We start from the raw sequence: 24187 nt of genomic DNA, 5'->3' as shown, positions 1-24187 counted from the left end.
GACGAACGTAACGGTTATTTGAACCCCACAAATGACTAGAAAAATGAAGGTGTAATCACGTGCCAAAGGCAAAAGTTACAAAGAACGCAATCGCTCCGGTATCCAGCAACCCGAGCGCCAACCGCACCCCGGTGAAGATCAACTCCTCCGGAACACCCAAGTGGTACATAGTGCTCATGTTCGCCTTCATGCTGATCGGCCTGATCTGGCTGGTCACCAACTACCTGGCAGGCGAGGACATCGCCTTCATGGCACAGCTGGATGCCTGGAACTACGGTATCGGTTTCGCCCTGATCATCATCGGTCTGTTGATGACCATGGGTTGGCGTTAACCGCCCTCCCCCACCTTCTACGGCGAAGGCACAACCGGGTGCCACCGAGACGCTAGTGTCTCGGTGGTACCCGGTTTTTTGTGTCCGTTGATGAGACAGGGTGGCCCGCCCACTGAAGGAGGCGCCATTGCGCCCTGAGAAGTGCCCTTATTCGGACACTCCCCACTGCCAAACGGACATGGCAGGGGCACAATAGGTGGTTTCACTCCCCCTCATCCCCCTTTCCGGGAGGGAAGTCTTGTAATTACACTATTGAACTGATGTACGTTGGGCAGAGCTGGAAACTATTCGAACAGGGAGCGCGACTAACCTGCGAATATATACCATTTTCCTATCACCCTCCCCCTTCTTCGGGGTCGAACATGTTGTCTATTAGAGCTCTGCACCCTGCAATTGTGCAGTTTGACCCCGTCATTAAAAGTTATCCACAGGCCCAGTGAGTTACACACATGTAATTGTGGATAACCCTGTTCGCGACCGGGGGGAAAAGTTATCCACAGGTTGTGGATAAAGTTGTGGATTCAGGGGGTATCCGCGTGATATTTTGTCATTTGACCACTTTCCACAGGTTGTGGATAACTCTGTGAACAGTTTTCAACAGGACTTGGATTGTTCGATTATTTTACCTGCTACCAGGCATTTATCGATCATATCTGCATGTTCGAAGAGCATGAGAGCCGTACAACCGCAGTGAATTACAAGAATGTTACTATCCACAATGTGGATAACTTCTGTGGATAACTTCTTCCGATGGGTTTTCTCCACATTCTCCACAGGATCTGTGGACAGCTGTGTGGGATATTATTCCTCCGGTGTGAAACAAGTGAGTTTTTGTTATTTCACATGCTGTGGAGATACCTTCCTCCACACCCTGGAATGACAAAACGGTGCCGTCCATAAGCGGAGGCACCGTTGTTGTGATTCGATCAGTAGTTACAGGGGTGAAAAGTGGTCTTTTCAGGGGTAGGGGATGCCGAGGAACAGGGCCACGATGACCACCACCAGTCCAGCGAGAGCGATGATCCACTGATCCCGGCGCGATCTGGCCTTGATGATGGGCCAGGTCAGCAACGCACCGGCGATCAGGCCACCCAGATGCCCCCACAGTGAAACGTTGACAGCCAGGAAGGTATATCCGATGTTCACGGCGATCAAGGCCAGTGGCGCACGCAGATCATCACCGCGAATGACAAAAAGACCGACCAGGATGGCCATCATCGCGTACACCGCGCCCGAGGCACCTGCGGTGGGTGTGAGTGGATCAAACCACACCACCGCAGCTGATGCACCGATGCCGCCGACGAAGTACATGAGGGTGAACAGCAGGGGCCCGAAATAGTTCTCTATCTCACGTCCCAACAACCACAGCAGCACCAGGTTGAGGATCATGTGCCCGGGTCCGATGTGGAGGAACATGCCTCCCACGGCCCGGAGCGGACCGAAACCGTCGATCATGCCCGGGCCCCAGAGGATCCAGTCGTCGGCGATGGAGCTGTTCCAGAGGTTGTTCTGGATGGACCTCGATTGGACGGCGGTCACGAGGTAGACCGCTATGACAGCCAGGGAAATGCCGGTGCTGGCCGGTGCCTGGCGGTAGATGTCTGCAAATTTCACTGCAACAAGGGTCTCCATATGAAAAACAGGCCCCGCCGGTAGTTGGCGAGGCCTGAAGAAGTGTGGGTGAGCAGTGGTTAACTACTCAACGATCTCGATGGACTCGATGACCACTGGGTCAACTGGGCGGTCCATGCGATCGGTTGCGGTGGTGCCGATGGCGTCGACGACCTTCTGGGACTCCGCATCGGTGACCTCACCGAAGATGGTGTGGGCGTTGTTCAGGTGCGGGGTTGGAGCGGTGGTGATGAAGAACTGGGAGCCGTTGGTTCCCGGGCCGGCGTTAGCCATGGCCAGCAGGTATGAACGATCAAAGCGCAGCTCTGGGTGGAACTCATCACCGAAGTTGTAGCCTGGGCCGCCACGGCCGGTGCCGGTTGGGTCGCCACCCTGGATCATGAAGTTGTTGATCACGCGGTGGAACACGGCGCCATCGTAGAATGGGCCTTCGTTGGTGCCGGCGGCGTTGGCAGCCTTGTACTCCTTGGTGCCCTGAGCCAGGCCGACGAAGTTGTTCACGGTCTCAGGAGCGTGGTTTCCGAAGAGGTCGATGGAGATGTCTCCACGGTTGGTGTGCAGAATCGCAGTTGCAGTCTTCAAAGTCATGCAATCCATCATAACCTCAACCAAGGGTCCGCATGTTTCACTAGTCTGGGGATTCTAAAACACTTCCGATTAAAGGAGAGCATTAAATGAGCACCTTCACCACACTCAAAATGGCTCTGACCGGCGCACGTTCGGCCTATAACGCCTACGCGGACTTCCGCGACCGCAAGATGGACGAGGCCTACGATACGTTGTCATCCGCCGCTGAAAACTATGGTCCCAAGGCTGATGATGCCCTGGAGATGGCCCGCAACCGCTATGACGATTCCGTGAAAAAGGCCGGACACGTCACCCAGGCTGCCCGGGTCCGTCTGGAGAAAGCTCTCGCCACCGCGGAGGACAAGGGTGGGGACGCCCTGAAGGATATGCGCTCCTCGGGTAAGGACTTGAACCGGAAGGGGCGTCGCAAAGCAGCCAAGCTGGACAAGAAGGCGCGCAAGGCCGCGTCCGGCGATGACAGCCACTGGGTTCGCAATATCGCAGTGGCCGCGCTGACCGCCTCCGGTATCGCCGCGGTGGTGTACACCGTGCTGAACAAGCGCAAGCAGACCCCGGGCACCACCCCACCACGCGTGGAGGACCAGTTCACCGCAGTGGAAGAAGCTGCTGTGGAGGATGAACCGGTGCTGGTGTACTCCACCCAGACCGGTGATGATGCGCCGGTGGAGGTCTCCGCGGATCAGGCCGCCGATGACGCCGCCGCCGAGCTCGAGGTTGATGCCGCCGTTGATGCGGTGGCCGATGCAGCTGAGGAAACCGAGCAGGAAGCTGCGGCAGACGCCGATGCAGAGGCCGCAGAGGGTCTGTCTGAGGCTGAGGCCATCCAGGCTGAGTTCGATGCGAAGAACGCACCACAGCGCGAACAGAGCGACAAAGAGAAGTAGTCTCACACAGCACTGAACTGCCAACGGCCATTCCCTCAAGGGGGAATGGCCGTTTTGCGTCGTGGGATCACACAGTGCCCTCCCCTCTCATGCCGGAAGGAGAGACGGGTTGCTACCGCTGTAATTCGTGGCTGAGTGAGTCCAGCTCGCCACCACCAGCCATCTGGAGGGTGAGTTCCTCCAGGGTGACCTCACTTCGCGGCACATCAAGTACCTGACGTCCCAGGTTGAGCAGGATGAAATGATCGCCCACCAGATAGGCGTGGTGAGGGTTGTGGGTGATGAAGATGACGCCGATGCCACGGTCGCGGGCGGCGGCGATGAAGCGCAGCACCATGCCGGACTGTTTCACGCCGAGGGCTGCGGTGGGCTCATCCAGGATGAGGACGCGGGCGCCGAAGTAGATGGCACGGGCAATGGCCACCACCTGGCGCTGCCCACCAGAGAGGGACGCCACCGGGACATCCACATTGCGTAGTTCAATGCCCATCTCGCGGAGCTGTTCATCGGTGACCCGGCGCATTTCCTCCTCGCGCATCCGGCCGAAGCGGCCGGTGAGTTCCTGGCCGAGGAAGAAGTTGCGCCATACGCTCAGCTGCCCCACCACGGCCAGATCCTGGTACACGGTGGCAATGCCGGCATCGAGGGCATCACGCGGTGAGGAGAAGGAGACTTCTTCACCATCCACACCCATGGTTCCGGCGCTGGCGGGGTGCAGGCCGGCGAGGATCTTGATGAGCGTGGATTTACCCGCACCATTATCACCCAGCACGCAGGTCACGGCCCCGGCACGCACTGACAGGTTGATGTCCTTCAATGCGCTGAATACGCCGTAGTCCTTGGAGATCCCCTCCAGGCGGATGAGTTCTGTCATGACCGCTCCTTATTAAACCTGGCGAAACGGTTGTTGGTGATCACGGCGAACAGCAGCATGCCGCCGAGGAAGAACATGAACCAGTCGGGGTTCCAACCGGCGTAGACGATGCCCTGGTTGGTCATGCCGAAGATGAGGGCGCCGATCATGGTGCCGATGACAGTGCCGCGTCCACCGGTCATGGACACCCCGCCGATGACGGCGGCGATGATATAGAGGAACTCATTGCCCACGCCCTGTCCTGCCTGGATGGAATCGAAGGTGAACAGGTTGTGCATGCCCAGGAACCAGGCGGCGAAACCGATGAACATGAACAGGGTGATCTTCACGCGGCGGACCGGGACACCCACGGCGCGGGCTGCCTCCTGGTCCCCACCGATGGCGAAGATCCAGTTGCCGAAGCGGGTCTTGAACAGCAGGTAGGTGCCTAAGACCACGAACAGGATCCACCAGAACACGGTGATGCGGATGTTCACCCCGAAGATCGGGATGGAGCTGGCGAACACCGCCTGTGCGGAGGGGAAACCTTCCATGTCGGCGATGGTCGGGGTGGCCACGGCACCGGCGACCAGTTTGGTCAGCGCCAGGTTGAGCCCCTGCAACATGAGGAAGGATGCCAGGGTGATGAGGAAGGATGCGATCCTGGTCTTCACCACCAGATAGCCATTGAAGAAGCCGATGGCCAGTGAAATAACCAGGGCGAGCAGTGCACCCACCCAGGTATTGAGCCACAGGTTGTAGCTGAACATGGAGGCCGCCAGCGCAGCCGTGGTGACGGCAACACCGGTGGACAGATCGAATTCATCACCGATCATGAGCAGCCCCACGGCGATCGCCATGATGCCGATGGTAGAGCTGGCGTACAGCACGGTGGCCATGGAATCCCAGGACCTGAATGCCGGGGCCACGATCATGAAGAAGACGAAGATGATGACCGCACCCAGCAGGCTGGTCAATTCGGGCCGGCGGATGAGGCGGGTGAACAGGCTGTCTGTGCTCTCGCCCTTGTCAGATGATGCTGCTATAACCGGGGTGCTCATCGCAGACCCGCCTGTGCGGCATCAGCAATGATGTCCACGTTGGAGACATCCACGAAGCTGGGGCCCGTGTAGACAGGACGGCCACCACCGACAGTGGTGCCGTTGCGGTGTGCCAACCAGAGGGCATCCACGGCCAGGTAGCCCTGGAGGTAGGGCTGCTGGTCGATGGCGAAGGCGATGTCACCGTTTTTGATGGCGTTAACCAGCGCGGCGTTGGTATCGAAGGTGCCTATGGACACCTCCGCGTTCGCGTTCTCTGCCGATTGCACGGCGGTGAGCGCCACCGGTGCGACCAGACCCATCACCCAGTCAATCCCCGGGTCCTGCGCCAGCTTGGCCTGAAGAGTCGACTGCACGGCCGTGAGGTCCATGCCGTTGACATAGAGGGTTTCCACCCGGCCGGTGCCACCCATGCCATCAGCAACACCACCACAGCGTGCCTCCTGCGAGGCATTACCCTGTTCGTGGATCACGCAGAGGACATGCTCGGCACCGTCATCGGCGAGGCGTTCACCGGCGAGTTCACCCGCCACGCGCTCCTCCTGACCGAAGAACCCGCTCAGACCATAATCCTGATAGGAATCCATGCCGGCGTTGAGCCCCACCACAGGTATGCCTGCATCCACGGCTTTCTGGGCGGTGGGTCCAAGGGCCTGAGCATTCGGCATGGTCAGCGCGATGCCGTCAACGTCCGAGTCAATGGCCGACTGAATGAGGTTGGCCTGGTTGGGCACCTCTGGATCAGCGGAGTACCGCAGTTCAATATTGTCCTTTTGTGCAGCGTCTTCCGCACCCTTGCGCACCAGATCCCAGAAAGTGTCACCGGGAGCGCCGTGACTGATCATGGACACGACCATGCGTGGGGTATCCACGGTGCCGCCGCCCTCACCAGTGTCCGTGGGGCGTGGGGCACCGCCGGTGGCTGAGCATCCGGAGATGGCCAGGACCATTCCGAGCACAATTGCAGCAGTTTTAATTAGTCTCACCTGTCCAAGTCAACGCAGGTCAGAGGCTCAAGTCAAACATCTGACACCCACGGTTAATCGATTCAGATGGCTCTAACAGGGGGTTTCATCTACTGGTGGCGGACCGGGCGATGACGGTACAGGGGGCGTCCAGGGTGGCGAGGTGATCGTCGAAAAGCATACGCGCACACAACGCACCCTGGTCGCGCGTGGATCGGCGCACCGTGGTCAGACCTTCGCGCTTTGCGACGGGCCCACCATCCCAGCCCGTCACCGTGATCGCGCCTGGTACGGCGCGCCGCGATAGGTTCTGAAGGGCAACAGAGGCTCTCACTGTAGAAAGTGAGGGCCTCACTGTAGAAAGTGAGGGCCTCAGTGTAGAAAGTGACGCTCTCAGTGTAGAAAGTGAGGGCTTCAGTGTTCTACACTGAAGACATCTCAGACGGAAGGTGGATGCATGCGTGATTTTGATTTCCCGGAGCACCTCGCCAGGCTTCGACGCACGAAAAAAGATGATGAACTCGTAGAAGTTAAGTCGTGGAGTCAAACCCCAAAAGGAAAAGACGCGAAGAGCTTCTGGGAGTCAGTCAGCGCCTTTGCCAACACTGACGGTGGTTACATAATCCTTGGGCTAAGCGAGCCTGATTTCATTCCAGTCAAGGGTTTTGATGCTGTGAAAGCCGCGCAGGTAGTGCGTGAAGGACTCAATGGCCAGAGCAGAGATGGCCAGAAGGTAAACCCGATACCGCCGCATGTCGTGATCACTGAGATGGTCGATGACGCTGAAATCTTAATCATCTCCATCGGGGCTCTAGATCAAAATGGTCCGTGCCACCTCACACAAACAGGGATAAAGAATGGAAGCTACAAGCGGGTTGGTGATAAAGATCGGAAACTTAATACGCTTGAGATATATGAACTTCAGCATCGTTTTGACAGAGTAGATATCTCTCGGAACCCGGTCTCGGGATCTTCGGTGTCAGACCTGGATAAATCCATGATCGATTCTGTCTACAACCGGCTCAAGTCCGTAGGCAGCCGTGTCCTTTATGGAGACGCGGATCAATGGCTCACCCGGAAAAACATCTGCACCACCAGTGGCGCTCTCACCATCGCTGGGCTTCTTGCCCTGGGGAAGTATCCGCAACAATTCTTCCCCATGCTGTACATCGATGTCGCCGTCCATCCCGGGAATCATAAAGCTCCGGTCGGAACAACAGTACGATTTGAAGATCGTGTTATTTGCGAAGGAAACTTATTGGAGATGGTCCGTAGCGCCATCACTGCAATCAGGAAGAACCTCCGCACCCGACGGATAGTAACCGGAATGACAGGACACGATAGCCTCGAAATTCCAGAGGAGGTTCTGCGCGAGGCACTTGCGAATGCAGTCGTCCACCGCGACTATTCAGATCTCGCTCTCGATTCCCCCGTCTCAGTAGATATTTATAAGGATCGAGTTGAAATCTCCAGTCCTGGAGGTTTCCCCGGTGGAAAATCAATCACCTCGATTACAGATGGGCATTCAATAGCACGAAATCAGACTCTCGCTCGTATCCTCATGGATGTTCCATGGCCGGAGGATCCTGGTGGCGTTCTCGCTGAGATTAATGGCTCGGGTATTCCCCGCATGTTTAACCTCATGCGGGAAGCTGGGTTGCCCGTACCGGATTATGACGTTGACATTGCTAGGGTCACCGTCAAACTCAGCCGACACGGTTTATTGAAGCCCGACACTAACCACTGGCTAAGCAGCCATTTAGGTAGTGCTTATTCAGTCCCAGAAGGCATTGCGCTGGTCATGGCTGAACAACTGGGTGCGGTGTCCCCCAGAGATCTCAGAAACCAAACTGGCCATGATTCTGACGATATGCGGGAACTACTCAAAGGACTCGTCAGCCGAGGAATCCTTGCTGAACCATATCCGGATCGATTTACGATTTCCACTACTGGTGACCTCACCGAAGCAGAACGAGGCATCCTGGAAACCATCGACTCCAGCACCCCGGTCACCATCAGGGAAATCAGTAACCTGACTGGGAAAACCACAAACGCGATTCGTCCTATTCTGCGTTCACTAATTGAACAGCAACTGGTTGTCGCGACAGCCCCACCTTCAAGCAGGAACCGGGCTTACCTTCGAAACTGACAATCCAGCTTCCCACCCCGTAGGAGTGCCAACAACAAAAAGCACCTCAGAACCGAAGTTCTGAGGTGCTTATCTGTGGAGCATAGGAGAATCGAACTCCTGACATCTTGCTTGCAAAGCAAGTGCTCTACCAACTGAGCTAATGCCCCATGTTCCTGGTGGGCCTAGCAAGAATCGAACTTGCGACCTCATCGTTATCAGCGATGCGCTCTAACCGACTGAGCTATAGGCCCTGGGAACGAGATAGAACTTTACCCATAGTTCACGAAAGACACAAATCCGCTGGTCAAACCATGTTTATTTGGTCTGCCAGCGGAGGTGTTTTTCGCACTTACCCACAGTTGTGAGCATGCGATTTAGTCGACTTCCTCCTGCAGCTGCACGGTGATGCCGCCGAAGAGGTCAACGATCGCGTTGTAGATGATCGCGGTGAGCGGGGCGAGAATGGCGATGGTGATCGCCACGATCGCACCCAGGAGGGCAGAGACACTCATGACCAAACCGAAGGTGACGGCCTGTTCGCCGCCGACGCCTCCGATGACATCATTGAGGTTCTGCCATACCCCTGCGGTGTCCAGTCCGAAGTACAGGACAACAACGCAGATGAGCCAGGCGACCAGTCCGATGATGGACAGCGCCAGCGCCACCCGGAAGGTGGCCAACGGTGAGATACGGGTGATCGTTACGTCTCGGGTTGCCACGAATTACTCCTCGCCGTCGGCTTCAGGCTCATCCTCGGAACCGGACTCGGTGGGCTCAGTAGACCCAGCAGGCTTCTTGCCTGGAATCTTGGAAGCTGGTCCGTCGACATCGCCCTTGGCCACTGCCTCGGCTGCTTCCTCGCCTTCTTCCTCGACGTTCTTGTCGATGGCGAGCAACTCCACACCGTCTTCCAGGTTGACCAGTCGCACGCCCATGGTGGCGCGTGAGGATGGTCGGATCTGGTTGACCTCGGTGCGGATGACACCACCTGCGGAGGTGATGGCGAAGATCTCATCATCTTCCTCGACCGCGACGGCACCGATGAGGCGTCCGCGCTTCGGGGTGTACTTGAAGGTCACCACACCGAGGCCACCGCGGCCCTGGGTGGAGTACTCATCAATCGGGGTGCGCTTGCCGTAGCCGCCGGAGGTGGCCACCAGGAGGTATTCACCGTCCTGGACAACGCTCATGGCCAGGAGCTGATCCTGACCACGGAAACGCATGCCCTTCACGCCGGCGGTGGCACGGCCCATGGGGCGCAGCTGCTCATCATCGGCGGTGAAGCGGATGGCCTGTCCGTACTCAGAGGTGAGCAGGATGTCATCACCCTCATTGACCAGGGCGGCGCCGATGAGTCGGTCGTCTTCGTTGAGGTTGATGGCGATCAGGCCGGCAGAGCGGGCTGATTCATAGTCGGTGAGGCGGGACTTCTTCACACGGCCCTGAGCGGTGGCCAGGACCAGGTACGGGGCATCCTCGTAGGTCTGGATCTGGATGACCTGGGCGATGCGCTCCTCCGGCTGGAATTCCAGCAGGTTGGCCACGTGCTGGCCACGCGCGGTGCGGGAGGCCTCGGGCAGTTCATAGGCCTTGAGGCGGTAGACACGACCGAAGTTGGTGAAGAACAGGATCCAGTCATGGGTGGAGCTGACGAAGAAGTGACGGACGATATCGTCCTGCTTCAGTTCTGCTCCACGGACACCCTTGCCACCGCGTTTCTGTGAACGGTAGGCACCGACCTTGGTGCGCTTGGCATAACCGGTGGAGGTGATGGTGACCACCACGTTTTCACGGGCGATCAGGTCTTCCTCAGAGACATCACCGGTGGCGGCGATGATCTGGGAGCGACGCTCATCGCCGTACTTCTCCACGATCTCGGTGAGCTCATCGCGGACGATGGCGCGCTGGCGCTCCGGGCTGGCCAGGATGTCCCGGTAGTCAGCGATCTCGATTTCGATCTCGGCGAGCTCATCAACGATCTTCTGACGCTCCAGGGCAGCCAGTCGACGCAGCTGCATCCCCAGGATGGCGTCGGCTTGGATCTCGTCGACGTCGAGAAGCTCCATGAGGCCCCCGCGGGCCTCTTCAACCGTCGGGCTACGGCGAATGAGGGCAATGACCTCATCGAGCATGTCCAGGGCCTTCACCAGGCCGCGGAGGATGTGGGCGCGCTTCTCAGCCTCATCCAGGCGGTACTGGGTACGACGGACGATCACTTCGATCTGGTGCGCCACGTAATAACGCAGCATCTGGTCCAGGCGCAGGGTGCGTGGCACGCCATCAACAATGGAGAGCATGTTGGCACTGAAGTTCGCCTGCAGCTGGGAGTGCTTGAACAGGTTGTTCAGCACCACGCGTGGCACCGCATCGCGCTTGAGGGTGACCACGATGCGCATGCCCACACGGTCGGAGGACTCGTCCTCGATCATGGAGATGCCCACCAGCTTGCCGTCACGGACCTGCTCCGCGATATTGGAGATCAGATTATCCGGGTTGACCTGGTACGGCAGTTCGGTGATGACGATGACCGTGCGGTTGCCTTCCTCCTCAATGGAGGTGACACCGCGCATGCGGATGGAACCGCGGCCGGTGGTGTAGGCATCGTGGATGCCCTTGTCACCGATGATGAGGCCGGAGGTTGGGAAATCCGGTCCCTTGACAAACTCCATGCACTTTTCCAGTGCGGTGGCGTCATCGGCATCCGGATTGTCCAGCAGCCAGAAGATGGCGTTGGACAGCTCGGTGAGGTTGTGGGGCGGGATGTTGGTGGCCATGCCCACGGCGATGCCGCCGGAGCCGTTCATCAGCAGGCTGGGCACACGCGATGGCAATACATCCGGCTCGGTGGTCTTGCCGTCATAGTTCGGGGAGAAGTTGACGGTGTTTTCGCGGATATCACGGACCATCTCCATGGCGAGTGGCGTCATGCGGCACTCGGTATAACGCATGGCGGCGGGGCCGTCATTACCGCGGGAACCGAAGTTACCCTGGCCATCCACCAGCGGGTAACGCATGGACCACGGCTGGGCCAGACGGACCAGGGTGTCATAGATCGCGGTGTCACCGTGTGGGTGGTAATTACCCATGGTGTCCGCAACCGGCTTGGCAGACTTCACGTAGCTGCGGTCCGGGCGGTAGCCATTGTCATACATTGCGTACAGCACACGTCGGTGCACCGGCTTCATGCCGTCACGGACCTCTGGGAGTGCTCGTCCCACGATGACCGACATGGCGTAGTCGATATAGCTCGACTGCATTTCCTCATTGATATCAATGGGCTGAACGCGGTCGAACGTTTCGTTATTGTCGTCGCTCACTAGTTACCTTCCAATGGTGTTAGAACTACGCCAATTGTACCCCCACGGCCGCATTAAGCGGCCTTCTAAGCGCTTTTCGACGAACCACCCCTCCACCTCGATACCACTGTGATACCAAATTTTGCTTAGTATTGAACGCATGGCCATGACACTCAGACTCACCGAAGACCAGGACCGCGCGCTCACCCTGCTGGCCCGGACACAGGGTTCCAGCAAACAGGAGGCCGCCATTAGGGCGATAGTGTCGGCAGCGAGCCGCGTCGTGGGTGATGCGGAAGTGGCCGACCTCGCGCGTACCTACGTACCGGAATATGCGGGCGTCGAGAAGCGCATCCGGCAAAGCCGGTGAGGGGGTTAAGCCCCGAGCAGATGTTGCTCATCGCGGATGAGGTGTGCTCCGCCCATGGGGAGACGGTGCGGGATTTCGGGGCACTGGCCGCGGCTGCTGCGGTGAGCACTACCGGATTCCACGGGGTGAGGGTGCATGCCACGGCAAGCGCCATGGCCGCCCAGGTGGCAGACACCATCATCAGACTCAGGCCCCTGAGCGGGCGAAATGAGCAGTTGGCGGCCGTTGCACAACGGATTCTGTTGCATCTGAACGGTTGAGGGAACACCGACCACTCCCCCATTGCGCGCCATCACCCGACAACTGTAAGCTTTGTGACTGTTGTGATTACAGTGGCGCAAGTGAAACCACGGGCGTGCTGTGGCGGAAGAATTGCAACATGGTTCCACCTTCGTAGAAGTCCGGTGTCCCAGCCCCCAAGCCGGGAACACCGGTCTTTTACTAGCTACTATGTGTTCATGACTTCACTCAAGAACCTTCTTGTCGATACTGGCTTCGACGCTGCAGTCTCCGACATGGCCACCTTCATCTCCACCACCGTGGACAAGCAGTCAGGTCTCACCGGCATGGCGCTCAAGGGCGCAATGGCTGCAGCCACGAAGGTGGATTCCAATATCGTCTCCAAGGGCTCACGTCGCGTCCTTCCAGAGATGGCGGACTCCCTGGATCCCCTGTGGCAGGAGCACACCGCAGGTGGCGGCACCGATTTCGGCGCCCACCTGGCAGACAACAAGGACCGCGCGCTGGACGCCATCCTCAGCGTGGCAGACCGCAATGCGGAAAACATCAACGTCCCCGGACTGTCCAAGGTGTACAAGGGTGTCCGCGGCAAGGCCGCCAAGGTCATCGAGCAGGAGCTCCCCGCCATCGGCCAGCTCGTGGAAAAACACGCCAACTAAAACGTGAGCGCCTCATCCAATCCGGCACACCGGTTCAGTCTGCCCGCCAGGTGGACACTGTTCCTCGCCGGGATGTTCACCCTGTCACTCGGCGTGGCCGCCACTGTCCACGCCGGGCTGGGCACCACCACCATCTCCTCCCCACCTGCCGTGCTGGCCGCTGCCACCGGTTATTCACTGGGCACCTGGACCGTGGTGGTCAATGTGCTCATCATGATCATCACTGCGCTGATCCTGGGCCGGAACTACAAGGCAAACATGTTGTGGCAATTGCCCATCTCGATCCTGTTCGGCGTGATGTGCGATGTGAGCCTGTGGTTGACCCGCTGGATTGATCCACAGAACTACCTGGTGGCCTGGGTCATCGTTGTCCTCGGCACCATGGTGGTGGCGGTGGGGATCGTCATGCAGCTCCTCGGCCAGATCGCCTTCATGCCTGGCGAGGCCATCGTTCAAGCCCTGAACACCAAACTGACCCGGTTGGATTTCGGTGCCTGTAAACAGATCGTGGACTGGACGCTGGTGATTTCCGCGGCGATCATCTCCTGGATCACCATGCGTGATCTGGTGGGTGTCCGTGAAGGAACGATCTTCGCAGCCTTCGGCATCGGCTTCTTCGTGCGTCTCTGGCAGAAGCTGTATCTCACGACCGTGACACCTGACAAAGCCGAGCCGGATGCATCCTGACATGAACCGACACCCAGCCCAGACCGCGTTCCAGCAGAAAAAGCCCGGGAACCCTCGACGGTGTCCCGGGCTCCTGTCTGAGCAGGCAACCTGGTAGCTGGTGTCTCTAGAGACGGTTCGGGCCTGCAACAACCTGCTCACGCTTGTTGATCACACTGCGGGAACCTGCAACACCGGCCAAGGAGGCAAGCACTGCACCGACCAACAGACCACCAAAGGTCCACCAGGAACCTTCTGCAGCTTCGGGCGCGATATCCTCCACAGTCTGTGTGGCTTCATCAGCCAGCTGGTCAGCAGTAGCCTCAGCCTCTGCCTGTGCCTGATCCATGTCCTCCTGGGTTGTGCCCTCCGCTGCCCCCTGGGCGTCCTCGCTGGTTATATTGACAGCTTCCGAGGCGGTGGTGGCTACCGTACCTGCGATACTGCCGAACGCACCCAGGACACTGGTACTCAACCAGCCTGCCAGGAAAATGACGGCAAGCATCGAAGTGGCCCAGGTCAGGAAGCCATGCAGGAGACCGCTACGTACGCCCAGAGCTCCTGCGATATAACCGGCAACCAGGAAGGCGATCACCAGGCCAACCAGGGTCCAGATGCCCAGGACGGTAGCACTGGAATCCTGGAGTCCAAGGGCTGCGGCTCCAATGCCCAGAAGCACCATGAGAGCAATGAAGGTAACGGCACCCGCAATGATCGCTCCCCAAGAAACGTTACGGCTTGATACGTGCGGGTCATCGGTACCGATCCAGGCCTCCTGTGCGGAATGATCTGAGGGGGCAGTTCCATTTCTGACCCGGCTGGAAGTCGGCGCGATATTCACCCCCGCGTCACGATTGGAGGCTGTTGGCTGATCTGCGGGACGGTTTATCTTATCGGCCATGAGTGCGCTCCTTAGGGTGTTGGTGATCGTCTTCCGACGCCATCGTCGGCATGTGACCCCCACCATAAAGAGATGAGAAAACCCTGGTTTATCAGATTGCTGACATAAGGCCGATTTTATTGATCCGGGCTTCCACGACATGTCCTTTCCTGAGCAAAACTGCTGCTTAGGGCGCGCCGACAACAGCCAATAACAGTGTCATAACAAGTTAAAGTCGAGGTTGAGACTTTAAGTTCAGCGCATACATAGTGACGCCGAATGGCAGCAGAGTGCGCTCTGATGTAGCACCCTGGGTCGCCTTTTTATTACGGCGGTCCTCACCCCATGGCCAGGCGCGATTATTGTGCATTCCATCCGGTGGGGTGTCCCGGTTTATCTACTAGAGCAGCCCCGCGAAGGACACAAAACGATCCGCCACGATTCCGGGTTCCCGCGCCCAGCGGTTGTGACCGAGCTCGCCGGGCAGATCCTCATAACGCACATCGGCGTTGGGGAGGAACTCAGCCAGGGCCTCACTGGAGGCCGTGGGGCAGTCCTGGTCATTGGTGAAACGGGTGAACAGAACGGGCAGCTCCAGACGGCTCATTGCCGCCACATAGTCCATGTCCTGGCCGGTGAGGTCCGAAAGAGAATTGTGCTTATGGAACCGCAGCCATTCCCGCATGTGGGCGCCGGCCTGGCGTCCATAACCAATAAAATCCTTCCCCAGGACCTTCCCTGGCCAATACCCCAGGCCATGTCCACCCACACGTCCCAGAAACAGCGCCCCGATGCCGAGACGTCGACCCATCTGCGGATCGAAGGTGGGCCGGTACGGCGATCCTGCTCCCACACCGAAGATGCCCTTGAGGTTGAGCACCTGAAGATCATCCCGGGCTGCGAAGAGACAGGAGATCTGACCACCCATGGAATGGGCCAGAAAGATCATGGGGTGATCTTCCGGTAATTCCAATTCTTCCTTGGCGGCGCGTATCTGGCGGGGGAAATCCTCTGAGGCCAGGTCGTGGTATCCCCAGGTGGTGGATCGGGTGGCTCGTGCGGAACTCTGGCCCTGACCTCGTAATTCACCGACGGCCACCGGGAAACCACGATCCGCCAATTCTGTGGCGAGGGGACGGAAATAATATCCTCCCATGCCGAAACCCGGCCATATCATGACCAGGGGTTTGTCCTCTCCTGCTCCATGCCAGATCTGCACGGGTGAGGTGGATCCATCGGGCATCTCGGTGGGGATCGTGGTGGCGGGTTCAGTTGGGGTCACCCGTCCCAGGGTAGCCAGAACAAGGCCCTGGTGAGACCAGAGCGCCCCGTAGAATCTCCTGTGATTATGCAGGGGAGATCCCATCGGGGCGCTTATTTCATGCTTCTTGTGCTGAAGCGGCCTGTGCGTTTTCCTAGACGTCCAGGAAGCGGACATCCTTGGCGTTACGGGTGATGAAGCTGCGGCGGGCCACCACGTCATCGCCCATGAGGATGGAGAAGAGCTCATCGGCACGCTGGGCGTCATGGAGGTCAACGCGGCGCAGGATACGGACGGTGGGGTCCATGGTGGTCTCCCACAGCTCGTTCGGGTTCATCTCACCCAGACCCTTATAACGCTGGATGCCGTCATCCTTGTTGATCTTGCGACCAGCTGCCAGTCCTTCTTCCAGCTGCTCATCGCGCTCATCATCGGAGTAGGCGAAGCCCGGCTCACCGCGCTGCCACTTCAGCTTGTACAGCGGTGGCTGCGCCAGGTAGACATGGCCCTCGGCGATGAGATCCGGCATGAAGCGGAACAACAGGGTCAGCAGCAGGGTGGCAATGTGCTGGCCATCCACATCAGCGTCCGCCATGAGGACGATCTTGTGATAACGCAGCTTCTTGATGTCGAATTCATCATGGATACCGGTACCCAGGGCGGTGATGATCGCCTGAACTTCGGCGTTCTTCAGCACGCGGTCCAGGCGGGCCTTCTCCACGTTGAGGATCTTGCCACGCAGTGGGAGGATCGCCTGGAACATGGAGTCTCGACCGGATTTTGCGGAACCACCGGCCGAGTCACCCTCCACGATGTAGAGTTCTGACTTCTCAGGGTCCTTGGAACGGCAGTCAGCGAGCTTACCGGGCAGTCCACCCAGGTCGGTGGCGGACTTGCGACGGACCAGGTCACGGGCCTTGCGGGCTGCGAGACGAGCCTGTGCGGAACCGACGGCCTTGTTGATGATGACCTTGGCTTCAGCGGGGTTCGCCTCCAGCCAGTGGCCGACATGCTCATTGGCCATGCGCTGGACATAGGACTTGATCTCGGTGTTTCCGAGCTTGGTCTTGGTCTGGCCCTCGAACTGTGGTTCAGCCACGCGCACGGAGATCACAGCGGACAGGCCTTCACGGCAGTCATCGCCGGTGAGGTTGGCTTCCTTCTCCTTGAGCAGCTTGTGCTCACGGGCATAGCGGTTCATCAGGGAGGTCAGCGCGGATCGGAAACCCTCTTCGTGGGTGCCACCCTCAATGGTGTTGATGGTGTTGGCGAAGGTGTGCACGGACTCCTTGTAGGAGGAGTTCCACTGCATGGCGATCTCCACCTCATGCTCCTCGGCCTTGGCCTCGAAGGAGACGATGGAGGGGTGGATCGCAGTCTTGGACTTGTTGAGGTGGTTGACGTAATCCTCGAGGCCATTGGGGTAGTGGAAGATCTTCTTCTTCTCACGCTTCTTGGGCTTCTTCGGGGCGTCAGTGGAGTCGGACTCAACGAGCTCGGTCTCGGTGTCAGCGTCGATCTGCTCCAGGGACAGCTCAACAGCGGTGTCGCCCTGCTCAGCCAGTGCCTCGAGTTCGAGTTCCTCATCTGAGGCGCGGTTGTCGGTCAGGGTGATGGTCAGACCCTTGTTCAGGAATGCCATTTCCTGCAGACGACGCGAGATGGTCTCGAAATCGAATTCGGTGGTTTCGAAGATCTCCGCATCCGGCCAGAAACGAATGGCTGTTCCGGTGCCGCGGGCATTACCGCCCTCTTCCAGCTCCTCAGGCACAGACGCATTGAAGTTCTGGTACCAGTGCTTGCCTTCCTTCTTGATGTGCGCTTCGACGCGGGTGGACAGGGCATTGACCACGGAGATACCAACACCGTGCAGACCACCGGAAACCGCATAGGAATCGGAGTCGAACTTGCCGCCAGCGTGCAGCTGGGTCATGACAACCTGGACGGTCGGGGCGCCGGAGGAGTGCATCTCCACGGGGATGCCACGGCCGTTGTCCACGACCTCGACGGCGCCATCCTCGAGCAGGGTCACATCAACACGATCGGCGTAGCCGGCCATGGCCTCGTCCACCGAGTTGTCGACAACTTCCCAGATCAGGTGATGCAGACCACGCGGACCGGTGGATCCGATATACATTCCGGGGCGTTTACGGACTGCCTCGAGACCTTCAAGGATGGTGATCGATGAAGCGTCATAATTGTGTTCAGTGTTTGCCACTTTTAACGAACACTCCTCGCTAATTTTCCGATACAGACCTTTTTATCTTACACCTTTAGTCCCCTACGCAGTAGCGCACCTAAAGCGGGAGACGGCAAAATAAGGCGGATTCTGAGCGTTTGCGACTCAAAACTACCCATAGGTGTCTCGCGGACCCCGCCCCTTCACATGGAGCGGACCCTTCCGCCAGCTAGGCGCCTTCGGACCATAGATGCGCAGCTCAGCGATGATATCCGGGCCCACCTTCTCCGCGATAACCTGGAGAATCTGCCTCTGCATCATGCGGAGATTGGTGGCCCACGCAGTGGAATCGCAGGTGATGAACAGTTTCTTGTCTTTAATCATCTCAATCCTGGTGTGCTGGGCGATCTTCGGTCCGACCAGCTCCTCCCAGTGCGATGTGACCCACCCCGCGGCGATATCCTTGCCCCAGCCACGGGACTGGATCTCCTTATTGAGAATGGATCCCAATGATTCCGCAGAGCGGACATATGGTTTATAGCGCCCATCAGGGCCGCTCGGGCGGCCTTTTTTCAACTTTTGATAACCAGAACCCGACCGGCCACCCTGGGGACGTGGGGGTGTGCGTCGAAAAGCATCCCGTCCGTTGAGATCCGGCACCCGGCCGTTGCGCCGGCGGGCCTCGTTGCGAACCCGTTCAAAGGCCTGGGCGATGAAATCATCATCCTGACCGGTCATGGCTGTGCGTCCAGAAATGAGATTCGGCCTTCATCGGTGTCCTGCACGGTGACCACGTGGCGACCGGTGATGGCTGAGGTGAGATTGTCGGGCAGATCGTCATTGACCGCAGCCGTGATAATCACCTGTTCAGCCTCCTGGGCGATGCCGACCAGTTTCTCGCGGCGACCGGCATCGAGTTCGGAAAAGACATCATCGAGGATAAGAATCGGGTCGGTGCCATCGGAACGCAACAGATTGAACTCACCAATACGCATGGACAACGCAAAAGACCAGGTCTCCCCGTGGCTGGCGAAACCCTTCGCCGGCTGGCCCCCGAGGTAGAGCTCCAGATCATCACGGTGCGGGCCCACCAGGCTCAGACCGCGTTCGATTTCGCGTTGGCGTTTGCTCGCCAGTTCTGTCAGGAGGGTGGCCTCGATGATGCCGGCATCGAATTCTTCTAACTTTAATAATCCCTGGTCAATGGTGGTTTTGTAGTTCACCGCAGCAGGTCGTGATTCCGGGGCAATGGTCTTGTACGCATCATGGATCTGATCGGACAGCTCTGCCACCAGGGCAAACCGGGCAGCCATCACCTCGGCTCCCAGACGTGCAAGCTGCCCATCCCAGGTGTCCAGGGTGGTCAGAGCGGAGGCCCCCTCATCGGTTCCATAACCGCGGCGCAGGGCGATGGTCGCGGTCTTGAGCAGAGCATTGCGCTGTTTGAGCACCTTGTCATAATCAGCCTTAACGCCCGCCATCCGGGGGCGCCGGGTGGCGATGATGTCATCCAGATACCGGCGGCGTTCTGCGGGCTCGCCTCGAACCAGTGCCAGATCCTCCGGTGCGAATAACACGGTTTTGATCACCCCGAGTAGTTCACGTGGTGATTTCACCCGGGTGCGGTTGATCTGACCCTGATTGGCGGCATGGGGTTTGATCAACAGATGCGCAGCCAGTTCCCGGCCCTGGTTGACCGCCACCGCGGAGATCCGTGCATTCGTGGCATTCGCCCGGACCAGCGGCGCATCAGTGGACACCCGGTGGGAGGAGAGATGCGCGAGATAACCAATTGCCTCGACGATATTGGTTTTTCCGAAGCCGTTGCGGCCGAGGAAAATGGTGATTCCTGGTTCCAGATCCACCTGGAGCTCCTGCCAGGACCGGAAATCACGTAATTCCAGGGATCGGATGTACATGGATTTTCAGTCCCTCCCTTCAGGTACTCAAACGTGGGGGCGTGTTCTGATGGCTGTCTCCAGGAATATTCTTCCGACAATCTAGCGAGGCCAGCTGGTCCGCAGCTACCGGTTTTTACCGCGGATATCGTGAATCCAGCTGCGGAACCCGGTGTCCGCGGTGATCAGGAAAGCCCAGGTAGATGGTGATTTCACGTGTTGGGGTGACTTCTGCATGTCACCCCCACGATGAGAATCCCGGGGAACTTAACCCGGAAGACGCACCGGCATCAGTAGGTAGGTGAAGTAGGTGTCAGGGGTCTGGAATACACCACGCTCATCGGCCTCGGGGTATTCATCAGGCTCGGGAATCATGATGGCCGGGCGGGATGGTTCGGTGAAACCAAAAACCGCACGGGATGTCGGAATGACAGAAAGTCCATCCTTGAGATAACCCGGGTTGAAGGCGATTTTGAGGTCCTTTCCGGTGAAGGCACATGGCAGGACTTCCTGGGCATGACCGGCATCGGAGCCACCTGCAGACAGGATGACCTGCCCTTCGCTGAATTCCATGATGATCTGGGCGTTGCGGTCCGCGACGAGGGAGACACGGCGAACTGCATCCAGCAGTGGGGTGATCTCCACGGAGGCGATCGCGGTGTGTTCCTTGGGAAGAAGTGGCTGGATGTTAGGGAAATCAGCATCCAGCATGCGGGTGGTGCTCTCACGATTATCGGTGTGGATACCGAACAGACCTTCACGTCCGACCTGTTCACCGGTACCAACAGCGATACCGACTGGTTCATTCAGGCCGGTATCCAGGGTGCGGGCATTTTCCAGGAGGGTTTTCGCCGGGATGAGCAGCTTGGCCTCAACGCTCGGGCCTGCAGGATCCCATTCGAAGCTGCGCAGCGCCAGGCGGAAACGGTCAGTTGCCGCGAGGCTGATCTGGTTGCCGTTGATCTCCATGTTCACGCCGGTCAGCATGGGCAGAGAGTCATCCTTGCCTGCTGCGGAAGCAACCTGGGTCACGGCTTCGGTGAACAGCTTCGGGTCGATGACGCCGGTGCGTTCCGGGAGCGTGGGCAGGGTGGGGTAGTCATCCAGTGGGACCGAGGGCAGCTCGAAGCTGGTGGTGCCGCAGGAAACCAGAACCTTGGATCCCTCAAGACGGAAATCAACCGGCTTGTTGGGCAGGGTACCGATGATCTCAGCGAGGATCTTGCCGGCGACAGCGATGCGACCTGGAACTGCAACCTCGGCGGAGACACGGACCCGGGTGGAAACCTCGTAGTCATAGCCTGCGAGTTCGAGCCCCTCATCATCAGCTGTGATCAGCATGGCTCGCAACACCGGCTGGGTTGGCTTGGTGGGCAGGTTTCGAGCAACCCAGCCGACGGACGTGACCAGATCCTCCCTGGCCACACGGAATGACACGTTTTGTGGCTCCATGCTGACTTCAAAGCTCCTTGAAAAGAAAAGTTCGTTGTTTCACCGTCATCCCAACTTTCCAGGATGACCCAGTGGAATACCAGGACATCGGATTGCCGATGCCGGGTTGTGTTCATCGGATCCCGTGTGGTTCGCACCTGGCACCGAGGGGGCCTGTGGATCCGAGATCACCGAGGAACGGTTGTTGGAATTACACATCCCTAACGTACCTGGGCAGGGAGCACTTCGGGAATTTGTAATTTCAGATCTTTGCGTTTTTCAGCGATGCTCCGATCGCAGATTTTGTCATTCATCAAGCTTTCTCCCCAACCCCTCTTTCTCTTAGTTAACTTCTAGTAAGAAGATTGGTAGTAACAGTAGGTCCTGTGCACTCTGTGGATGGAGCATCATCGTCCAAGGTAGCCATGAAAATTGGCATTGTGAAACCACTTGTGGAATTCCTGTGGATAACTTCGAGTGTCTGTGGATAACTTCCGCCGACCGGTTTCTATCCCCAGATCAGTGAAATGTATCCCCAGGTTATCCACACTTTTGGACCAGTTGTGCACAGGCGGAAATGGTCCGCCCACAAACCCCGAAAGTGGCATAAATCACCGAATTACAATTCTGTAATTACACAGCTGTGAATGGTCCTGTGGATAAATACGGAGTGTTTCCGCGCCTTTTCGCACCGCTTTTTCTTGTCATTCGCTTCAATTGGAGGCCACTGACGCCGGCTGGCCTGTTTGACCTGCAGTTTCTCAACCGGATCCTTGTGGAGAAACCAACGAAAATGACATTTTTCAACTAGTACTCGTCACCCACCGCCGAGGCTTCCACCCCGGTGCGGGTGCTGGAACAACCTGGAACAACCGGGCAAAGGCTGAAACAACAAAAAATCGGTCCACCTCAACGGTGAACCGATTTTTTGTTACTTACATTTCCTGCCCGTGCGGTTGGGCAACAACCAACGTTGCCGCCCAAGCCGCCCATGCCGCCCAGGAGTCCGCCAACGGGGTCGCCACCTCGCACGGTCGCGGATGGCGCACCAACGGGAACAATCCAGACCAAAACAGCCCCCAGCACAGGACCTTAACTACATCCTCTAGCTGCGACTAACTCCGACCCCTGGATTTGATCAACTGCGTGAGCTGCTGAATCTCATCATAGGTATCGCGCTTCTCGGTCATCTCCTGGCGGATCTTCCGGTCGGCGTACATGACTGTGGTGTGGTCTTTGCCGCCGAACACATCACCGATCTTGGGCAGGGACATGTCGGTGAGTTCACGGCAGAGGTACATGGCCAGCTGGCGGGCGTGGGCAACAGCCCTGGTCTTGCCGGCGCCACGGAGGGTATCCACGGAGATCTCGAAGTATTCCGCCGCCACCTCCATGATCACAGGTGCGGTGATCTCCATGTCTTCCGGTTCCGGGAGGATGTCCCGGAGCGCCACGATGGCCATTTCCTTATCGATCGGCTGATTGATCAACGAGGAATATGCCGAGACACGAATCAGCGCACCCTCGAGCTCACGGATGGAGGATTCGAAACGGCTGGCAATGAGCTCCAGCACTTCACGATCCACTTCTGTGCCGTCTGCCTGCGCCTTCTTCATCAGAATGGCAATGCGGGTCTCCAGATCAGGCGGCTGGATGTCGGTGATCAGCCCGCCTTCGAAACGGGTACGCAGGCGATCCTCCAGCGTGGTCAGCTGGCGCGGTGGCCTATCCGAGGACAGGATGATCTGCTTCTCCGCCTGGTGCAGTGCATTGAAGGTATGGAAGAACTCCTCCTGGGTACCTTCTTTACCGGCTAGGAACTGGATGTCATCCACCATGAGAATATCCAGGTTGCGGTATCGGCGTTTGAAGGATTCCTGCCGGTCATCACGCACGGAGTTGATGTAGTCGTTGGTGAATTCCTCACTCGAGACGTACTTGATCCGCAGTCCGGTCTGCAGCTCCTGGGCGTAATTCCCCACTGCGTGCAGCAGGTGCGTCTTCCCCAGCCCGGAACCGCCGGAGATGAACAGCGGGTTGAAAGCTTTCGCGGGGCTCTCCGCCACGGCCACGGCGGCCGCGTTCGCGAATCGGTTGAAGGGGCCGATCACAAAGTTCTCAAAGGTGTACTTCGGGTTCAGCGACACTTCCCTATTCGGGTTGTGAGCTGGGGTTTCACGCGGAATGCGCAGCGGATGAGTGGGTTGCTGCGGCGGCTCCACGGGAGCCGGGTTGGGGTCAAAACCCTGGTCGAAGGCTGGCATGCTGTGGGTTTGTTCCCAGCCACCCCTGCTTTGCGACGAACCACCTCCCTGTTCCCCACCTCCCACCACATATTGTCCCGGCGCCTGATTATGGGTCTGATTATGAGCCTGATTGTGTGGCTGCGGCGGTGTCATCTGGGGCGGAACCTGCTGCTGACCTGGGTGATGTCCCTGGAACTGGGTCTGCTGCGGGGGTTGTTGCTGAGCCTGCTGGGCCTGCTGGGTCTCATGCTGGGCCTGCCCAGGATATGGATAGTTGATCTCCTGCTGCCGTGGGGCCGGCGGGGCCGCGGGATCGTCTTGTTCTTTCGAGGGTTCCACACTGACGGCGAGGCTGAAGGATCTGCCCATACGCATGGACAACACCTTGGTCAGGGACTCCCCCAGGTCATGCTCGATGGCGTTTTTGGCCAGGGCATGAGGGGTGGAGAGCACGGCATAACCATCAACGAGGGCGATGGGCTTGGCCAGGTTGAGGTAGGCCCGCTGGGTGGGGGTCAGCGGTGGGATTCCGCTGTCCTTCTGTTGGCTCAGGGAGTTGAGGTCGTCGACCACCTGTCGCCAGGTTTCGAGCAGGGAAGATGAGTTTTGGCTCAC

At 58.4% G+C, this 24187-nt stretch carries 22 protein-coding genes and 2 tRNA genes; 7 read left to right on the top strand and 17 right to left on the bottom strand.

From position 1 onward, the window contains the following. Positions 1-59: 59 nt before the first annotated feature. On the top strand, positions 60-332 hold the full coding sequence (gene crgA / locus CFAEC_RS00120) for a cell division protein CrgA (RefSeq protein ID WP_290277673.1): 273 nt from the start codon (positions 60-62) through the stop codon (positions 330-332). A gap of 957 nt (positions 333-1289) precedes the next feature. Here crgA and CFAEC_RS00115 read toward each other — a convergent pair. Next, the gene (locus CFAEC_RS00115; RefSeq protein WP_290277671.1) at positions 1290-1964 is read right to left on the bottom strand and encodes a rhomboid family intramembrane serine protease; all 675 of its coding nucleotides are present in this window, start codon (positions 1962-1964) and stop codon (positions 1290-1292) included. Positions 1965-2027: 63 nt separating this feature from the next. Continuing rightward, positions 2028-2564 carry a peptidylprolyl isomerase gene (locus CFAEC_RS00110; RefSeq protein WP_290277669.1) on the bottom strand — a complete coding sequence of 179 codons (537 nt, stop codon included), beginning with the start codon at positions 2562-2564 and terminating at the stop codon, positions 2028-2030. A 74-nt stretch (positions 2565-2638) separates the two neighbouring features. Between CFAEC_RS00110 and CFAEC_RS00105 the strand changes: the two genes are divergently transcribed. Then, positions 2639-3436 (top strand): hypothetical protein, encoded by a 798-nt coding sequence (locus CFAEC_RS00105; RefSeq protein ID WP_290277667.1) that lies wholly within the window; start codon positions 2639-2641, stop codon positions 3434-3436. A gap of 112 nt (positions 3437-3548) precedes the next feature. Here the strand turns inward: CFAEC_RS00105 and CFAEC_RS00100 are convergent, their stop codons facing one another. The 4 genes from CFAEC_RS00100 to CFAEC_RS00085 form a co-directional block, all read right to left on the bottom strand. Then, a complete protein-coding gene (locus tag CFAEC_RS00100; protein ID WP_290277665.1) occupies positions 3549-4310 on the bottom strand; it encodes an ATP-binding cassette domain-containing protein in 762 nt (253 codons plus the stop codon). Next, positions 4307-5350 (bottom strand): ABC transporter permease, encoded by a 1044-nt coding sequence (locus CFAEC_RS00095; protein WP_290277664.1) that lies wholly within the window; start codon positions 5348-5350, stop codon positions 4307-4309. The genes CFAEC_RS00100 and CFAEC_RS00095 overlap by 4 nt, the downstream gene beginning before the upstream one ends. Continuing rightward, a complete protein-coding gene (locus tag CFAEC_RS00090; protein ID WP_290279951.1) occupies positions 5347-6300 on the bottom strand; it encodes a substrate-binding domain-containing protein in 954 nt (317 codons plus the stop codon). Before CFAEC_RS00090 ends, CFAEC_RS00095 begins: the two co-directional genes overlap by 4 nt. A 121-nt stretch (positions 6301-6421) precedes the next feature. After that, complete coding sequence (locus tag CFAEC_RS00085) at positions 6422-6589, bottom strand: hypothetical protein (protein ID WP_290277663.1); 168 nt, start codon at positions 6587-6589, stop codon at positions 6422-6424. Positions 6590-6772: 183 nt separating this feature from the next. Here CFAEC_RS00085 and CFAEC_RS00080 point away from each other — a divergent pair, with 183 nt between their 5' ends. Next, entirely contained in the window at positions 6773-8464 is a 1692-nt protein-coding gene (locus CFAEC_RS00080) for an AlbA family DNA-binding domain-containing protein (RefSeq protein ID WP_290277661.1), read from the top strand. A gap of 76 nt (positions 8465-8540) precedes the next feature. On the opposite strand, the gene CFAEC_RS00075 is transcribed toward CFAEC_RS00080, so the two are convergent. From CFAEC_RS00075 to gyrA, 4 genes are all read right to left on the bottom strand, one after another. Further along, a tRNA-Ala gene (locus CFAEC_RS00075) sits at positions 8541-8613 on the bottom strand. A 7-nt stretch (positions 8614-8620) separates the two neighbouring features. After that, a tRNA-Ile gene (locus CFAEC_RS00070) sits at positions 8621-8697 on the bottom strand. A gap of 123 nt (positions 8698-8820) precedes the next feature. Beyond that, entirely contained in the window at positions 8821-9165 is a 345-nt protein-coding gene (locus CFAEC_RS00065; RefSeq protein WP_290277659.1) for a DUF3566 domain-containing protein, read from the bottom strand. 3 nt (positions 9166-9168) lie between these two features. After that, entirely contained in the window at positions 9169-11703 is a 2535-nt protein-coding gene (gyrA, locus tag CFAEC_RS00060) for a DNA gyrase subunit A (RefSeq protein ID WP_435384291.1), read from the bottom strand. Positions 11704-11902: 199 nt separating this feature from the next. Here gyrA and CFAEC_RS00055 point away from each other — a divergent pair, with 199 nt between their 5' ends. The 4 genes from CFAEC_RS00055 to CFAEC_RS00040 all read left to right on the top strand — a co-directional run bounded on the left by CFAEC_RS00055 (position 11903) and on the right by CFAEC_RS00040 (position 13698). After that, positions 11903-12112, top strand: a complete 210-nt coding sequence (locus tag CFAEC_RS00055) for a CopG family transcriptional regulator (protein WP_290277655.1) — start codon at positions 11903-11905, stop codon at positions 12110-12112. A 20-nt stretch (positions 12113-12132) separates the two neighbouring features. Then, positions 12133-12372, top strand: a complete 240-nt coding sequence (locus CFAEC_RS00050; RefSeq protein ID WP_290277653.1) for a TetR family transcriptional regulator — start codon at positions 12133-12135, stop codon at positions 12370-12372. 198 nt (positions 12373-12570) lie between these two features. Continuing rightward, on the top strand, positions 12571-13011 hold the full coding sequence (locus tag CFAEC_RS00045) for a DUF6918 family protein (RefSeq protein ID WP_290277652.1): 441 nt from the start codon (positions 12571-12573) through the stop codon (positions 13009-13011). Positions 13012-13014: 3 nt separating this feature from the next. Continuing rightward, positions 13015-13698, top strand: coding sequence for a YczE/YyaS/YitT family protein (locus CFAEC_RS00040; protein WP_290277650.1), 684 nt, complete (start codon positions 13015-13017; stop codon positions 13696-13698). A 106-nt stretch (positions 13699-13804) separates the two neighbouring features. Here the strand turns inward: CFAEC_RS00040 and CFAEC_RS00035 are convergent, their stop codons facing one another. The 7 genes from CFAEC_RS00035 to dnaA all read right to left on the bottom strand — a co-directional run bounded on the left by CFAEC_RS00035 (position 13805) and on the right by dnaA (position 24187). Further along, positions 13805-14578, bottom strand: coding sequence for a TIGR04086 family membrane protein (locus CFAEC_RS00035; RefSeq protein WP_290277648.1), 774 nt, complete (start codon positions 14576-14578; stop codon positions 13805-13807). A gap of 379 nt (positions 14579-14957) precedes the next feature. Continuing rightward, positions 14958-15839, bottom strand: coding sequence for an alpha/beta fold hydrolase (locus CFAEC_RS00030; protein ID WP_435384241.1), 882 nt, complete (start codon positions 15837-15839; stop codon positions 14958-14960). Between the two features lie 133 nt (positions 15840-15972). Then, on the bottom strand, positions 15973-18036 hold the full coding sequence (gene gyrB / locus CFAEC_RS00025) for a DNA topoisomerase (ATP-hydrolyzing) subunit B (RefSeq protein ID WP_290277646.1): 2064 nt from the start codon (positions 18034-18036) through the stop codon (positions 15973-15975). A gap of 132 nt (positions 18037-18168) precedes the next feature. After that, positions 18169-18735, bottom strand: coding sequence for a DciA family protein (locus CFAEC_RS00020; protein WP_290277643.1), 567 nt, complete (start codon positions 18733-18735; stop codon positions 18169-18171). Continuing rightward, positions 18732-19916 (bottom strand): DNA replication/repair protein RecF, encoded by a 1185-nt coding sequence (recF, locus tag CFAEC_RS00015; RefSeq protein ID WP_290277641.1) that lies wholly within the window; start codon positions 19914-19916, stop codon positions 18732-18734. Before recF ends, CFAEC_RS00020 begins: the two co-directional genes overlap by 4 nt. 246 nt (positions 19917-20162) lie before the next feature. Further along, positions 20163-21347, bottom strand: coding sequence for a DNA polymerase III subunit beta (gene dnaN / locus CFAEC_RS00010; RefSeq protein ID WP_290277639.1), 1185 nt, complete (start codon positions 21345-21347; stop codon positions 20163-20165). A gap of 1094 nt (positions 21348-22441) precedes the next feature. Beyond that, positions 22442-24187, bottom strand: a complete 1746-nt coding sequence (dnaA, locus tag CFAEC_RS00005; protein ID WP_290277637.1) for a chromosomal replication initiator protein DnaA — start codon at positions 24185-24187, stop codon at positions 22442-22444.

Source organism: Corynebacterium faecale (genome assembly GCF_030408735.1).
Lineage (GTDB): Bacteria > Actinomycetota > Actinomycetes > Mycobacteriales > Mycobacteriaceae > Corynebacterium > Corynebacterium faecale.
This window is presented reverse-complemented; position numbering and strand designations above follow the sequence as displayed.

What these genes read in the sequence shown, in the direction of transcription:
- CFAEC_RS00115 (WP_290277671.1), bottom strand. Translation starts at nt 1,964, where the DNA reads ATGGAGACCCTTGTTGCAGTGAAATTTGCAGACATCTACCGCCAGGCA.
- CFAEC_RS00110 (WP_290277669.1), bottom strand. Translation starts at nt 2,564, where the DNA reads ATGATGGATTGCATGACTTTGAAGACTGCAACTGCGATTCTGCACACC.
- CFAEC_RS00105 (WP_290277667.1), top strand. Translation starts at nt 2,639, where the DNA reads ATGAGCACCTTCACCACACTCAAAATGGCTCTGACCGGCGCACGTTCG.
- CFAEC_RS00100 (WP_290277665.1), bottom strand. Translation starts at nt 4,310, where the DNA reads ATGACAGAACTCATCCGCCTGGAGGGGATCTCCAAGGACTACGGCGTA.
- CFAEC_RS00095 (WP_290277664.1), bottom strand. Translation starts at nt 5,350, where the DNA reads ATGAGCACCCCGGTTATAGCAGCATCATCTGACAAGGGCGAGAGCACA.
- CFAEC_RS00090 (WP_290279951.1), bottom strand. Translation starts at nt 6,300, where the DNA reads ATGGTCCTGGCCATCTCCGGATGCTCAGCCACCGGCGGTGCCCCACGC.
- CFAEC_RS00080 (WP_290277661.1), top strand. Translation starts at nt 6,773, where the DNA reads ATGCGTGATTTTGATTTCCCGGAGCACCTCGCCAGGCTTCGACGCACG.
- gyrA (WP_435384291.1), bottom strand. Translation starts at nt 11,703, where the DNA reads ATGCAGTCGAGCTATATCGACTACGCCATGTCGGTCATCGTGGGACGA.
- CFAEC_RS00055 (WP_290277655.1), top strand. Translation starts at nt 11,903, where the DNA reads ATGGCCATGACACTCAGACTCACCGAAGACCAGGACCGCGCGCTCACC.
- CFAEC_RS00050 (WP_290277653.1), top strand. Translation starts at nt 12,133, where the DNA reads ATGTTGCTCATCGCGGATGAGGTGTGCTCCGCCCATGGGGAGACGGTG.
- CFAEC_RS00045 (WP_290277652.1), top strand. Translation starts at nt 12,571, where the DNA reads ATGACTTCACTCAAGAACCTTCTTGTCGATACTGGCTTCGACGCTGCA.
- CFAEC_RS00035 (WP_290277648.1), bottom strand. Translation starts at nt 14,578, where the DNA reads ATGGCCGATAAGATAAACCGTCCCGCAGATCAGCCAACAGCCTCCAAT.
- CFAEC_RS00020 (WP_290277643.1), bottom strand. Translation starts at nt 18,735, where the DNA reads ATGACCGGTCAGGATGATGATTTCATCGCCCAGGCCTTTGAACGGGTT.
- recF (WP_290277641.1), bottom strand. Translation starts at nt 19,916, where the DNA reads ATGTACATCCGATCCCTGGAATTACGTGATTTCCGGTCCTGGCAGGAG.
- dnaN (WP_290277639.1), bottom strand. Translation starts at nt 21,347, where the DNA reads ATGGAGCCACAAAACGTGTCATTCCGTGTGGCCAGGGAGGATCTGGTC.